Annotated in this window: 18 protein-coding genes; 11 read left to right on the top strand and 7 right to left on the bottom strand. The window is 69.7% G+C overall.

Annotation, left to right across the window (positions count from 1 at the left end; genetic code table 11):
- Window positions 1-104 precede the first annotated feature (104 nt).
- Entirely contained in the window at window positions 105-1631 is a 1527-nt protein-coding gene (locus ACYVKX_RS19350) for a UDP-N-acetylglucosamine 1-carboxyvinyltransferase (protein ID WP_460835313.1), read from the bottom strand.
- Between the two features lie 233 nt (window positions 1632-1864).
- A complete protein-coding gene (locus ACYVKX_RS19345) occupies window positions 1865-2275 on the bottom strand; it encodes a hypothetical protein (protein WP_460835312.1) in 411 nt (136 codons plus the stop codon).
- 26 nt (window positions 2276-2301) lie between these two features.
- Here ACYVKX_RS19345 and ACYVKX_RS19340 point away from each other — a divergent pair, with 26 nt between their 5' ends.
- Window positions 2302-4005 (top strand): alkaline phosphatase D family protein, encoded by a 1704-nt coding sequence (locus ACYVKX_RS19340; RefSeq protein ID WP_460835311.1) that lies wholly within the window; start codon window positions 2302-2304, stop codon window positions 4003-4005.
- A gap of 78 nt (window positions 4006-4083) precedes the next feature.
- Here the strand turns inward: ACYVKX_RS19340 and ACYVKX_RS19335 are convergent, their stop codons facing one another.
- The gene (locus tag ACYVKX_RS19335; protein WP_460835310.1) at window positions 4084-4239 is read right to left on the bottom strand and encodes a hypothetical protein; all 156 of its coding nucleotides are present in this window, start codon (window positions 4237-4239) and stop codon (window positions 4084-4086) included.
- 251 nt (window positions 4240-4490) lie between these two features.
- On the opposite strand from ACYVKX_RS19335, the gene ACYVKX_RS19330 reads away from it, so the two are divergent.
- The 4 genes from ACYVKX_RS19330 to ACYVKX_RS19315 are packed head-to-tail and all read left to right on the top strand — an operon-like array spanning window position 4491 to window position 8090.
- A complete protein-coding gene (locus tag ACYVKX_RS19330; RefSeq protein ID WP_460835309.1) occupies window positions 4491-4862 on the top strand; it encodes a hypothetical protein in 372 nt (123 codons plus the stop codon).
- A 20-nt stretch (window positions 4863-4882) separates the two neighbouring features.
- A complete protein-coding gene (locus ACYVKX_RS19325; protein ID WP_460835308.1) occupies window positions 4883-5311 on the top strand; it encodes a helix-turn-helix transcriptional regulator in 429 nt (142 codons plus the stop codon).
- 5 nt (window positions 5312-5316) lie between these two features.
- Window positions 5317-5733 carry a VOC family protein gene (locus ACYVKX_RS19320; RefSeq protein ID WP_460835307.1) on the top strand — a complete coding sequence of 139 codons (417 nt, stop codon included), beginning with the start codon at window positions 5317-5319 and terminating at the stop codon, window positions 5731-5733.
- Complete coding sequence (locus ACYVKX_RS19315) at window positions 5730-8090, top strand: ATP-binding cassette domain-containing protein (RefSeq protein WP_460835306.1); 2361 nt, start codon at window positions 5730-5732, stop codon at window positions 8088-8090. Before ACYVKX_RS19320 ends, ACYVKX_RS19315 begins: the two co-directional genes overlap by 4 nt.
- Window positions 8091-8124: 34 nt before the next feature.
- On the opposite strand, the gene ACYVKX_RS19310 is transcribed toward ACYVKX_RS19315, so the two are convergent.
- Window positions 8125-8517, bottom strand: a complete 393-nt coding sequence (locus ACYVKX_RS19310) for a TA system VapC family ribonuclease toxin (protein ID WP_460835305.1) — start codon at window positions 8515-8517, stop codon at window positions 8125-8127.
- A complete protein-coding gene (locus tag ACYVKX_RS19305) occupies window positions 8514-8744 on the bottom strand; it encodes a hypothetical protein (RefSeq protein WP_460835304.1) in 231 nt (76 codons plus the stop codon). Before ACYVKX_RS19305 ends, ACYVKX_RS19310 begins: the two co-directional genes overlap by 4 nt.
- Window positions 8745-8851: 107 nt before the next feature.
- Between ACYVKX_RS19305 and ACYVKX_RS19300 the strand changes: the two genes are divergently transcribed.
- Window positions 8852-9478 carry a GrpB family protein gene (locus ACYVKX_RS19300; protein ID WP_460835303.1) on the top strand — a complete coding sequence of 209 codons (627 nt, stop codon included), beginning with the start codon at window positions 8852-8854 and terminating at the stop codon, window positions 9476-9478.
- A 145-nt stretch (window positions 9479-9623) separates the two neighbouring features.
- On the opposite strand, the gene ACYVKX_RS19295 is transcribed toward ACYVKX_RS19300, so the two are convergent.
- Window positions 9624-9968: a type II toxin-antitoxin system PemK/MazF family toxin gene (locus ACYVKX_RS19295; RefSeq protein ID WP_460835302.1), complete on the bottom strand. Its 345-nt coding sequence runs from the start codon at window positions 9966-9968 to the stop codon at window positions 9624-9626.
- Complete coding sequence (locus tag ACYVKX_RS19290) at window positions 9961-10203, bottom strand: hypothetical protein (protein WP_460835301.1); 243 nt, start codon at window positions 10201-10203, stop codon at window positions 9961-9963. The genes ACYVKX_RS19295 and ACYVKX_RS19290 overlap by 8 nt, the downstream gene beginning before the upstream one ends.
- Before the next feature lie 73 nt (window positions 10204-10276).
- Between ACYVKX_RS19290 and ACYVKX_RS19285 the strand changes: the two genes are divergently transcribed.
- The 5 genes from ACYVKX_RS19285 to ACYVKX_RS19265 all read left to right on the top strand — a co-directional run bounded on the left by ACYVKX_RS19285 (window position 10277) and on the right by ACYVKX_RS19265 (window position 13105).
- Window positions 10277-10657, top strand: coding sequence for a Txe/YoeB family addiction module toxin (locus ACYVKX_RS19285; protein ID WP_460835300.1), 381 nt, complete (start codon window positions 10277-10279; stop codon window positions 10655-10657).
- A gap of 125 nt (window positions 10658-10782) precedes the next feature.
- Window positions 10783-11037: a type II toxin-antitoxin system Phd/YefM family antitoxin gene (locus tag ACYVKX_RS19280; protein WP_460835299.1), complete on the top strand. Its 255-nt coding sequence runs from the start codon at window positions 10783-10785 to the stop codon at window positions 11035-11037.
- Window positions 11034-11465, top strand: coding sequence for a type II toxin-antitoxin system VapC family toxin (locus ACYVKX_RS19275; protein ID WP_460835298.1), 432 nt, complete (start codon window positions 11034-11036; stop codon window positions 11463-11465). The genes ACYVKX_RS19280 and ACYVKX_RS19275 overlap by 4 nt, the downstream gene beginning before the upstream one ends.
- A gap of 195 nt (window positions 11466-11660) precedes the next feature.
- Window positions 11661-12188 (top strand): SigE family RNA polymerase sigma factor, encoded by a 528-nt coding sequence (locus ACYVKX_RS19270; protein WP_460835297.1) that lies wholly within the window; start codon window positions 11661-11663, stop codon window positions 12186-12188.
- Complete coding sequence (locus ACYVKX_RS19265; protein ID WP_460835296.1) at window positions 12185-13105, top strand: hypothetical protein; 921 nt, start codon at window positions 12185-12187, stop codon at window positions 13103-13105. Before ACYVKX_RS19270 ends, ACYVKX_RS19265 begins: the two co-directional genes overlap by 4 nt.
- The last annotated feature ends 123 nt before the right edge of the window (window positions 13106-13228 follow it).

Raw genomic sequence — 13228 nt, 5'->3', positions numbered from 1 at the left:
CTCTGCGGTTGGTGACCAAACCGCAACATTTCGGCCGCGGAACGTGCGGTTGGTGACCAAACCACCGACCGATAGTCGGACGCTCAGGGCGCCCGCGACCCGCCTCAGATATCCCGGAACGTCTCGATGGAGGCGCCGAGCTGGTTGAGGCGCTCGGCGAGGTCCTCGTAGCCCCGGTGGATGACGTACGTCGAGCGCAGGACCGAGGTGCCCTTCGAGGCGAGCATCGCCAGCAGGATGACCACGGCCGGGCGGAGCGCGGGCGGGCAGACGAGCTCGGTGCCGGTGAACGACGTCGGGCCCTCGATCATCACCCGGTGGGGGTCGAGGAGCTTGACCTTCGCACCGAGCTTGGTGAGGTCGGTGAGGTAGATCGCCCGGTTCTCGTACACCCAGTCGTGCAGCAGCGTCTGGCCCTCGGCGACGGCCGCGATCACCGCGAAGAACGGCAGGTTGTCGATGTTGAGGCCGGGGAACGGCATCGGGTGGATTTTGTCCAGCGGTGCGTGCAGCATCGACGACCGGGTGGTGAGGTCGACCAGGCGGGTGTGGCCGTTGAGGGCGACGTACTCCTCGGAGCGGTCGTACTGGAAGCCCATCTCCTCGAGCAGCGCGAGCTCGATCTCGAGGAACTCGATCGGCACCCGGCGGATCGTGATCGAGGAGTTGGTGACGATCGCGGCGGCGAGCAGCGACATGGCCTCGATCGGGTCCTCGCTGGGCGCGTAGTCGACGTCGACGTCGATGTCCGCGCAGCCGGTGACGGTGAGCGTCGTGGTGCCGATGCCCTCGATCCGCACGCCGAGGCGCTCGAGGTAGCAGCACAGGTCCTGGACCATGTAGTTCGACGAGGCGTTGCGGATGACCGTGGTGCCGGGGTGCAGTGCGGCGGCCATCAGCGCGTTCTCGGTGACGGTGTCGCCGCGCTCGGTGAGCACGATCGGCCGGCCGGGCTCGATCGAGCGGTTGACCGCGGCGTGGTAGTGGCCCTCGGTCGCCTTCACCTCGAGGCCGAACGGCCGCAGCGCCGACAGGTGCGGCTCGACGGTGCGCGTGCCGAGGTCGCAGCCGCCGGCGTACGGGAGCTGGAAGGCGTCCGCGCGGTGCAGCAGCGGGCCGAGGAACATGATGATCGAGCGGGTACGGCGCGCGGCCTCGGCGTCGACGTGGTCGAGGTCGAGCGCCTTCGGCGGCACGATCTCGAGGTCGTTGTCCTCGTTGAGCCAGCGGCACTGGACGCCGAGGCTGGTGAGCACCTCGATCAGCCGGTTGACCTCCTCGATCCGGGCGACCTTGCGCAGCGTGGTGCGGCCCCGGTTGAGGAGGGTCGCGCACAGCAGCGCGACGCCGGCGTTCTTGGAGGTCTTGACGTCGATCTCGCCGGACAGCGTCGTGGGGCCGGTGATCCGCAGGTGGGTCGGGCCGGCGCCGACGGCGACGATCTCGGAGTCGAGGGCGGCGCCGATCCGGGCGAGCATCTCCAGGGACAGGTTCTGGTGCCCCTTCTCGATCCGGTTGATGGCGCTCTGGCTGGTCCCGAGCAGATCGGCGAGCTGGTGCTGGGTCAGGCCGCGGTGCTTGCGCGCGTCGCGGATGAGGTTCCCGATCCGATCCTTGTATCCCTCGCTCATGAGATCCACGGTAACTCACATATGAGATAAGGCAACTCAGCCCGAGTCGGGTGTCGCCGGCGAGCCGGGGGAGGGCTGGAAGGATGGCCGGCATGCGAGCGACGACCATCGACGGTCCCCGCGACATCCGGTCAGCGACGTCCCCGACCCGACCATCCAGGCGTCCACCGAGGGGTACGCGGCGATGGACGAGCGGCGCGCGGTGAAGGTGCTGATCGAGCCCTGAGCCCTGCTCAGCCCCGGTGGCCGCTGGTGTAGAGCGCGGTGCCCGCGAGGAGCATGCCGCCGGACACGACCTCGGAGATCAACACCGCGGTCGAGTTGTCGAGGAAGATCCCGAACAGCACGAGCAGGATGCCACTGAGCGCCATCAGGCCGAGGAACGGCCGCTTCGGGAGGGAGCTGTTCAGGGCCATCGCGCCGAGCACGACGACCGTCCCGATGACGCCGCCGCGGTAGCCGGCCCACATGCCGTCGTAGTCCTTGGGGTAGAGCAGCCAGGTGGCGAGGACCAGGCCGATGCCGGCGGCGAGGACGAGGAGCCAGCCGACCGGAGCCAGCACGGGGACCGGCTCGAGCGGGGCGGCGGGCGCCGCCGGGACAGCCGGAGCGGACGAGCCGGTGGGCTTCGCGGGGGTCGACATGGGCCACAGCGTATTAGGTTCTGACCATGCTGGTGCTGGGACCACTCCTTCGGTACGTCGACGACACCTCCGCGACCGTGTGGGTCGAGACCTCGGCGGCTGCCGAGGTCACCGTCACCGCGGGGGAGCGGCGCGCCTCGGCCCGCACCTTCCGCGCCCACGGCCACCACTACGCGCTGGTGGAGATCACCGGCCTCGAGCCCGGGTCGAAGACGCCGTACACCGTCGACGTCGGCGGCGCGCGGGTCTGGCCGTCGACCGACCCGGACCTCGCGGACTTCCCGCCGTCGGTCATCCCCACGCTGCTGCCGGGCAAGCCGCTGCGGCTGGCGTTCGGCTCCTGCCGCGTCAGCGTGCCGCACGACGCGGAGGGCAACGCGCGCTTCGGCGTCGACGCGCTGCACGCCTACGCGCTGCACATGGCCGGGCTCACCGACGCGAGCCAGGACGAGGACGAGCGCTGGCCGGACCTGGTCGTGTTCCTCGGCGACCAGGTGTACGCCGACGAGACCAGCGAGGCGATGCGCCGGTTCATCGAGCAGGAGCGCGATCCGGAGCAGGCGCCGTGGTACGAGCTCCGGGACTTCCACGAGTACGCGCACCTCTACGCGCTGGCGTGGTGCGACCCCGCGAACCGGTGGCTGCTCTCGACGCTGCCGAGCGCGATGATCTTCGACGACCACGACATCCGCGACGACTGGAACACCAGCTGGGCGTGGCGGCAGCAGATGGAGGCCACCGACTGGTGGCACGACCGGGTCGTCGGCGGGCTCGGGTCGTACTGGGTCTACCAGCACCTGGGCAACCTCGGACCCGGGGAGCGGCACGCCGACGAGCTGTGGAAGCGCATCACCGCGCACGACGGCCCCGAGGAGCTCGACGTCACCGCGGACATCGACGCGCTGGCCGACCGCGCCGACCAGCACCCGGAGACCTACCGGTGGAGCTTCGCCCGCGACTTCGACACCCAGGCGCGGCTGGTCGTCGTCGACTCGCGCGCGGCCCGGGTGCTCGAGCCGGACCGCCGCTCGATGCTCGACGACGGCGAGCTGATGTGGCTCGACGCCCAGCTCCGGGGCGACGTCGACCACCTGCTGATCGGGACCTCGCTGCCGTTCCTGCTGGCGCCGGGCATCCACCACATCGAGGCCTTCGGCGAGTCGATCGCCGAAGGCGCCTGGGGGGCGCTGGGGCGGCGCCTGGGGGAGCGGGGCCGGCAGGCCGCGGACCTGGAGCACTGGGCGGCGTTCCAGCGCGGGTTCCGCGACGTCGCCGAGATCGTGGTCGAGGTCGCCACCGGGCGGCGCGGGCGGCCGCCGCGGACGATCACGTTCCTGTCCGGCGACGTGCACCACAGCTACGTCGCCGAGGCATGGCCCCGTGACGCCATGGCGACCACGCGGATCATCCAGGCGGTGTGCTCGCCGATTCGCAACCCGCTGCCCCCGGTGATGCGGGGCTTCACCGCGCTCGCCGCGCGGCGGCTGACCGGCGCGGCGGGCCGGCTGCTCTCGCGCGCCGGCCGGGTGCCGCCGGAGCCGCTGCGGTGGTCGGTCACGCACGGTCCCTGGTACGACAACAACCTGGCGGTGCTGGAGCTCGGCCCGCCCGGCCTGCGGTTGTGGTGGAACGCCGGGCACATCCCAGCGCATGTCTCAGGGGAGGAGGTCGACGGTCGCCCGGAACTGCCCGTGCTCAAGCGGGTGGCGACCGTCGACCCGGTCGGCTGAGGCGCCGAGACGCTGCGCCCGGCCGACGTACCGGATGGGGGGGTCGGGTGGTCGAACGGTGTGACTGGGTCGTGAGTATCAGACGGTGGCGAGCTGTGCGAGCCTGCTCGGCCGCACGGGCACGCAGTCACATCCGTCCCCGCACTCGAGGTAGACGTGGAGGGCGTGCCCGCAGTGTGGGCACGGCATGTCGTGCGTGAGGTGCTCGACGTTCGCCTGGACGGTGTCCCACATGGCTCTACCTCCTCTCGTGCCTCGGCGATGCCCCCAAGCGATGCTCGATCATCACGTCCGCGCTCGCTCTCCTCACGAGGAGACCGGTCGGACGGACCGGATACATCGCACCCGAAAGTAAAGGCTGCTCCCGCGAGGCGCGCGGCGTTTCCGGGACAAATGCCCCGGACGGGTGGCGTCGGGGTAGTCCTTCCGGGCCACGGGTGCCGAACCGCCCGGCACTGCGGCGCGGCGTGCCCCATGCTGGTCCCGTGCTCCTCCGAACCGCCGCTCCGGCGACCGCGCTCATCGTCCTCGCCGCGCTCGTGTCCGGCTGCTCCGGCGACGGCGGCGGTGGCGACTGCACGGGCGCGACCTACGACGTCGACCTCTCCGAGCAGGGCGCCGCGACCCCGATCGACGCACTCAACGACTGGCTCGCCGGGCCGGAGGAGCTCGGCGAGCCACCGTCGGAGGAGACCTGGACCCTCCAGGACACCGGCCAGAAGGACCCGGACGAGGTCGTCATCCGCAGCGAGGACGGCGCCGGCTGGTGGGTGCAGGCGGTGCGCACCGACGGCGGCGGCTGGGTGGTCAGCCAGGCCACCAACGACTGGAAGTCCTGCCAGGACGAGCTGTCGTGAGCTCTCGCTAGCATCGAGCCGTGTCCACTCGGAGCGACCTCGTCCTGCTGCGCCGCGTCCGCGACCGGATCGACCGCGAGTATGCGCAGCCGCTGGACGTCGAGGCCCTCGCCCGCGGCGTGCACCTGTCGGCCGGCCACCTGAGCCGGCAGTTCCGGCAGGCGTACGGCGAGTCGGTGTACTCCTACCTGATGACGCGGCGGATCGAGCGCGCGATGGCGCTGCTGCGGCGCGGCGACCTGAGCGTCACGGACGTGTGCTTCGCGGTGGGCTGCCAGTCGCTGGGGACGTTCAGCACCCGGTTCACCGAGCTGGTCGGCGTACCTCCCAGCGTGTACCGGCGGGAGGCCGGGGAGGCGATGGCCGGGGTGCCGTCGTGCGAGACGCGGAAGGTCACCCGACCGGTCAGGAATCGAGAAGCGCGGGCTGCGGAGCGGGCCCTAACGTGAGCCGCATGGACATCACCATCCACACCACCTTCCTGCCCCAGGACGATCCTGAGGCCGCACTCGGCTTCTACCGCGACACCCTCGGCTTCGAGCTGCGCAACGACGTCGGCCACGAGAGCATGCGCTGGCTCACCGTCGGGCCGCCCCGGCAGCCGAGCGTCAACATCGTGCTCCACCCGCCGGCCGCCGACCCCGGCATCACCGACGAGGAGCGGCGGACCATCGCCGAGATGATGGCCAAGGGCACCTACGCCAGCATCATGCTGGCCACCGGCGACCTGGACGCGACGTTCGAAGCGCTGCAGGCGAGCGACGTCGAGATCGTCCAGGAGCCGACCGGCCAGCCGTGGGGCATGCGCGACTGCGCCGTCCGCGACCCCGCCGGCAACATGGTCCGGATCCAGGAGACGCCCCGAGGATGACCGCCCACGCCGCCGACCGCCACGACCTGATCCGGGTGACCGGAGCACGCGTCAACAACCTGCGCGACGTCAGCGTCGAGATCCCGAAGCGCCGGCTGAGCGCCTTCACCGGCGTCTCGGGCTCGGGCAAGAGCTCGCTGGTGTTCGGCACGATCGCGGCGGAGTCGCGGCGGCTGATCGACGAGACGTACTCGACGTTCGTCCAGGGCTTCATGCCCAACCTGCCCCGCCCCGAGGTCGACGCGCTCGACGGTCTGACGACCGCGATCATCGTCGACCAGGAGCGCCTCGGCGCCAACCCGCGCTCGACGCTCGGGACCGTCACCGACGCCAACGCCATGCTGCGCTCGCTGTTCAGCCGGCTGGGCGAGCCGTACATCGGCGGGCCGACGGCGTTCTCGTTCAACATCCCCACCACCCGGGCCAGCGGGGTGATGACCGGGCCGAAGGGGGAGAAGAAGATCGTCAAGGACGCGGTCTACCTCGGCGGCATGTGCGCCGAGTGCGAGGGGCGCGGGACCGTCTCCGACCTCGACCTCTCCGTGATCGTCGACGAGTCCAAATCGCTGGTCGAGGGCGCGATCCTGGTCCCGGGGTACACCGCGGACGGGTGGATGGTGGCGACCTACATCGAGTCCGGGTTCTTCGATCCGCGGAAGCCGATCGAGGACTACTCGGAGAAGGAGCGCCACGACCTGCTCTACAAGCAGACGACCAAGATCAAGGCCAAGGGCATCAACGTCAGCTACGACGGGCTGATCCCCAAGATCCGGAAGTCGATGTTCAGCAAGGACGTCGACTCGCTCCAGCCACACATCAAGGCGTTCGTCGAGCGGGCCGCGGTCTTCCAGACCTGCCCCGCCTGCGACGGCACCCGGCTCAACGAGTCGGCGCGCTCCTCGAAGGTCGCCGGCCTCGGCATCGCCGACGTCTGTGCGATGCAGGTGACCGACGCGGTCGAGTGGCTGCGGGGGATCGACGACCGGTCCGTCGCGCCGCTGGTCGCGAGCCTGCTGCATCTCTTCGACTCCTTCGTCGAGATCGGCCTCGGCTACCTCTCGCTCGACCGGCCGTCGGGCACGCTGTCCGGGGGAGAGGCGCAGCGGACCAAGATGGTCCGGCACCTCGGATCCGCCCTCACCGACGTCACCTACGTCTTCGACGAGCCCACCGTGGGCCTGCACCCGCACGACATCGCGCGGATGAACAAGCTGCTCCTCGACCTACGCGACAAGGGCAACACCGTCCTGGTCGTCGAGCACAAGCCGGAGACCATCGAGATCGCCGACCACGTCGTCGACCTGGGCCCCGGGGCGGGCACCGGGGGAGGGACGGTCTGCTTCGAGGGCACGGTCGAGGGGCTGCGGGCCTCCGACACCCTGACCGGGCGGCACCTCGGCCACCGGGCGCAGCTCAAGGGCGACGTACGCCCGCCGTCCGGGCGGCTGGAGATCCGCGGTGCGAGCGAGCACAACCTGCGAGACGTCGACGTCGACGTGCCCCTCGGCGTGCTGTGCGTGGTCACCGGCGTCGCCGGCTCGGGCAAGTCGTCGCTGATCCACGGCTCCATCCCCGCGGAGGAGGGCGTGGTGTACGTCGACCAGTCCGCGATCAAGGGGTCGCGGCGCTCCAATCCGGCGACGTACACCGGTCTCCTCGAGCCGATCCGCAAGGCGTTCGCGAAGGCGAACGGGGTCAAGCCGGCGCTCTTCTCGGCGAACTCCGAGGGCGCCTGCCCGACCTGCAAGGGCAACGGGATGGTCTACACCGAGCTCGGGTTCATGGAGACGGTCGCCACGCCCTGCGAGGACTGCGGCGGCAAGCGCTTCCAGGCGACGGTGCTGGAGCTGCGCTTCGGCGGGCTCGACATCGCCGAGGTGCTCGACCTGCCGGTGGCCGAGGCGCATGCGTTCTTCGCGGCCGGCGAGGCGAGGACGCCGGCGGCCGCGTCGATCCTGGAGCGCCTGGAGGACGTCGGACTCGGCTACCTCAAGCTCGGGCAGCCCCTCAACACGCTCTCCGGCGGCGAGCGCCAGCGGCTGAAGCTGGCGATGCACATGGGGGAGGACGGCGGCGTCTACGTCCTCGACGAGCCGACGAGCGGCCTGCACCTCGCCGACGTCGACCACCTGCTCGCCCTGCTCGACCGGCTCGTCGACTCCGGCAAGTCCGTCATCGTGATCGAGCACCACCAGGCCGTGATGGCCCACGCCGACTGGATCATCGACCTCGGCCCCGGCGCCGGCCACGACGGTGGTCGCGTGGTCTTCGAGGGCACCCCGGCCGACCTCGTGGCCGCGCCCGCGAAGAGGCAGACGCTCTCCGGCCAGCACCTGGCGGCGTACGTCCGCGGCTGAGTCGTGTGGCCACGTCGGTCGACGCCGCCCGGCTTCACGCGATCAGCTCGACGCTCTCGGGGAGCGCCGTCGCGAGTGCCTGATCGAGGGTGGCCAGCCGGCCACCCCGGCTCGCGGCGAGGGCGGCCAGGTAGGCGTCGGTGACCTGGCGGTAGCCGACGACATGGCTCAGCTCTGCTGTCCGGTAGGAGATGGAGTCCTCCCAGAACTCGCACCGGGGCGAGGCGTGCATCGCGGTGAGGATCGCCGCGGCCGTGGCCCGGCTCTCGCCGGTGCGGATGAGGAAGCGGACGAGGGCGCCCTCCACGATGGGGCACAGGGCGATCCGTTCGACGTCCGCCGCCCATCGGGCCGCCCTGTCGTGGTGCTCGTGGTCGGCGATGGCGAGTGCGATGAGCGCGTTCGCGTCGAGGAGTACGGCGGTCACTCGTCGTCCACCGCGTCCGCCACATCGGCGGAGGTGATCCGACGCCCCAGGGTGACCGCGGGGAGACCGCTGATCGGGTCGGTCGACACCTGCACGGGTTCGCCCAGGGCAGCGAGGCCGCGGACGGTCAGGTCGGCGACCACAGCAGACAGGGACTGGTGGCGCTCCCGCGCGAGCTCGCTGGCGCGGCGGTGCACCGAAGCAGGTAGGTCGACCGTCGTCCGCATGTCTGCATCATAGCCGCATCATTCGTGATGCGAGGCGGGACGAGCTGCCTTCGGCCTCCTCCGTCAGGGCTTGCAGCCCTGGGGGAGACGGCGCCTAGGGTCGAGGTGTGCGTACCCATCCGCTCTGGCACCCGTACGAGACGCCGTCGATGGAGGAGATCGACGCCGCGCGCGTCCAGGTGGGCGCGTGGTCGCCGGCGCCGGTCGAGGTCGTCGCTCCCGACCCGGCCTGGCCGGAGTGGTACGTCGTCGTACGCAAGCAGGTCTGTGCGACCCTGGGGGAGCGGGTGCTCGCGATCGCGCACGTCGGCTCGACGGCCGTGCCGGGACTGTGGGCGAAGCCGATGATCGACGTCGACCTCACCGTCGCCGACTCCGCGGACGAGGACGCCTGGCTCCCCGACCTTCGCGCCGCGGGGTTCGTGCTGCGGGTTCGCGAGCCCGACTGGGAGGAGCACCGCCTCCTCCGCGGCCCCGAGCCGGCCACGAACCTGCACGTCTTCTCGCCGGGCGCGCGTGAGCCCCGGCGCCACCTGCTCTTCCGCGACTGGCTGCGCGCGCATCCCGACGACCGCGATCAGTACGCCGGAGTCAAGCGGGAGGTCGCCGCCCGCGGCTTCACCGACTCGATGCTCTACAACAACGCGAAGGCGTGGTTCGTCTACGACCTCTACGAGAAGGTCTTCGCGGCCGACCCGGAGCATGGGCACGACCCGCACCCGCGCCTGCGCTGAGACCGATCTCGCTCGCAGCTAGCCTCGTCCCGTGGCGGACCTGGGACAGCTCAGCTCTCGATCGTCCAGATTGACCCAGACCGGCTTCGGCTTCCGGCCGTAATGCGCCCGACACTCTCCTCGGGATGCAGTGGCGAGGAGTCACTCAGCGTGCGAGGTCGAGGAAGTCGACGAGCCAGGAGCGGATCTCCTGCAGGGTGGCGACATCGATCTGGCCGGCGTACTTGGTAATGCGGCGCCGGTCGATGGTTCGTGGCTGTTCGGTCATGGCGAAGGAGTCCGGACCGAGGCCCGGGTTGCCGCCGAGTCGGACATGGTTCGGCAGGCCGCGGTCTCGCGTGGTGACGGGAAGCACGACCACGACGTTGGGCACGCTGGCCAGATAGTCGTCGCCGGAGACGATCACGGCAGGCCGGTGGCCGGCCTGCTCGGATCCGATGACGGGGCTGAGGTTGGCCCAGACGACCTGGCCGCAGGAGAGGTCAGGCACCCTCGAGCCCGTCGGTGTTCGCGGCGTCCCACTCGGCGGCCTCGGAGTAGTAGTCGTCGTCGACCGGGAGTGCCGCGTACCCGACGCGCACGGCAGCGAAGCGCTGGGCACGGTCGTCGGCGTCGAGCAGAGCCTCGAGGAGCGCCGCCGGGGTGAGGCCCCGGGCGCGTGCTCGCTCGTTGATGCGGTCGCGTGCGTGAGGAGTGACCTTGATAGTCGTCGTTGCCGCTGCCATGCATCCAGCGTAGCGCTTGAATCCGTTCCAGGCGCTACCGAATCGTATACAGTACGGGACTTGGAGGAGACCCATGTCCGTCACTGCGAGCCAGGCCCGCAAGCGGCTCTTTCCGCTGATCGAGAAGGTCAACAACGACCTCGAGAGCCTTCAGCAAGCGAGGTCGGGCGATGGGTACGAGCAGGAAACTTGCCGAGTATGGCTCGTCTTCACGCCGGACGGCTGGGACGACTACCAGCACTGGCTTCAGGCCGACCGGCAGATTCTCAAGCGGATCAACCGGCTCATCGATGATGCGCTCAGGGACCCGACCGACGGCATCGGCAAACCGGAGCCGTTGAGACACATGTTCGCCGGCGCGTGGTCTCGCCGCATCACCGACGAGCACCGGCTGGTGTATCTGGTCGACGACGAGGACCTCGTGGTCCTGCAGGCGCGTTTCCGCTACCAGTGACACGACGCTGGCAGGATCCCCACGGGCAGGCGCCGAGGTGGTGACGAGACGCGTTGAAGTGGGACGCATGGCCTGCCAGAATGGCCATATTCGAAGGATGCAATGTGGCCAGAAGGAGGCTGTCAATGGATGTCGGGATTCGCGAGCTGCGCGATGGCCTGAGTCGTCACCTGGCATCGGTCCGCGAAGGCCACTCGATCACGGTGACCGACCATGGGCAGCCTGTCGCGCGGATCGTCCCCGTGGGCGTTCCCACCAAGCTCGAGCGCCTGATCGCAGAGGGCAAGGTGACGCCCGCCCGGCGTCGACGCCAGCCGTTGCCGCCCCCGGTCAAGACATCCGGCACCGTCAGCGATCTGATCGACGAGCAGCGTCGTTGATTGTCTACCTCGACTCCTCAGCGATCGTACCGATCCTGGTGGATGAGCCGTCGACAGAGACTTGCCACCGCATCTGGGATGACGCCGATAGGCGCACCAGCTCGAGACTGGCCTACGTCGAGGTGGCCGCTGCCTTGGCTACGGCCGAGCGTCAGGAGCGGATCTCAGCCTCGGAGTACGACCAGGCGTGGACGAACTTCGGCGCGATCTGGCCCGATGTCGATGTCGTCGACCTGACCCCCGAACTCGCGGGAAGTGCCGCTGTCATTGCCCGCTCGGTCTCGCTTCGCGGCTACGACGCAGTGCACTGCGCGTCGGCCGTGGAACTCGACGATGTCGAGCTGGTTGCTGCGACAGGAGACGCTCGGCTGCTCGCGGCGTGGCGGGAACTGGGCGTGTCGGTCATTGATACGAACGGATCCGGCTGACGAGGCTGTCCCGTCCCATCTGATCTGACACATCGTGAGCCTCCTGGCAGCTGTGCGTCAGATTCAATGAGCCGATGGCCCCGCGACTGTCTCACCCAACCTGACGCACTCCCCAGATGTGATCGTTACTCAACCTGGGCGCACGCCGGTGCGTAGGGATTGGATGAGACAACCGATCAGCGAGGGGACGTCACGGTGAGGCGAGAGCAGCGAGGCCGCGAGTCTGACCTGGACTTCGAGGACTTCGAGGACTTCGTCGTCGCTGCGTGGCCCCGCCTTCGGCGGGCGGCGTACCTGCTCTGTTACAACACCGAAGAGGCCGACGACATCGTGCAGACTGCGCTGGCTTCTACCTACGCGCGCTGGCGCACCGTTCGCAAGGCCGATGCCTATGCGTACGTGCGCCGCTCGGTGATCAACGCGTATCTGGACAGTCTGCGCAGGCGGCGTCCGGTGCCGGTTGAGCGTGACCCGGACCGTCCCGTTCAGGCCGATCACACGGTTGAGGAGCGAAGTGAGCTCACCGAACTTCTTGCGCCGTTGTCTCCCCGCGAACGCACCATCATCGTGTGGCGCTACTACTTCGACGCTCCGGAGGCCGAGGTCGCTGACCGCCTCGGCATCTCGACGGGGACGGTGAAGAGCACCGCTTCACGAGCACTGGCCCGGGTGCGTTCGGCCGCGATCGTTCAAGCCACTGCTACCGAAGGAGCGAGCCGATGACGGACCAGGACACCATCGAACTTCGCAGGATGGTCGAGACCGACCCAGCTCACGCCGGACCGCCGGACCTTCCGGCGCTGATTCGCTCCGGTCGGCGGGTCAGGAACCGTCGCCGAGTCGTTGGTGGTGGCGTGGCGCTGGGAGCCGCCGCGGTGGTCACGGTGCCGCTGCTGATCCTCACCGGCGGACCCGGTGTGACGCCCGTCGCGGACGACATGGCCCCAGCCTCTGCGCCGACGTCAACGTCGGTGTCGCCGCGCACTGCGGGGTCCCGCTGCGGTGTCCTGTCCTGTGTGGACCCGCCGAGCTCGGTCGTGGAGACCGGAGCGCTGTTGGACGAGCTGTCGGTCGACACCCTGCCGGACGGCGCCGAGGAGATCCTTTATGTCGCTCGCGCGCAGGGTGCCGGCGCGTGGGCCGGCCAGAGGATCGAGGTACTCTCGGCCGGCTATCGCGCTGACGGGAAGGTGTACCGCACCGCTTGGGCGCTCCAGCCCGAGACCAGCGACCCTGGCGCGCCGAGGTTCTGGGCCAGTCCGGGGCTGGTCAACGGACGGCCCGGCGACAGCGACCACTACGTCGTCCTGGGTTTTGTTGACGGCAGCCCCGAGAGGATTACGTGGTCGACGCCGGATGGTGGGTCTGGCGAGGTGGACGGCATGCTGCGACTCGACGGGTACACGGCGTTCTACCTGACCCAACCCATGCCCGCGGACTATGTCCCGCCGCGGGTGACAAAGAACAAGGACGGATCCGTCACCGTCGAAACCGATGAAGGCCCCAGGACCGTCCGATCGGGCGACGAAACCTCGATCGAGGACCTGATGGCGGGTGCAACCGAGTTCTCGCCCGAGTTGACGATCCACACTTCCGACGGCTGGTCCTGCACTCTGCGGGAGTGCGGGTCGATGGGCTGAGCCAACGGCGTAAGTCAGCGCGCGCCGCGCTGCGTGCCACGATGCGGTCCATCCCATGTTGGCTTGCAGCCGAGCTGTCCAAAGTCTCAGCTTGTTGTCCACAACGGTCAGCCGGGGCTGACG

It is taken from the genome of Nocardioides hungaricus, assembly GCF_054782915.1.
This window is presented reverse-complemented; position numbering and strand designations above follow the sequence as displayed.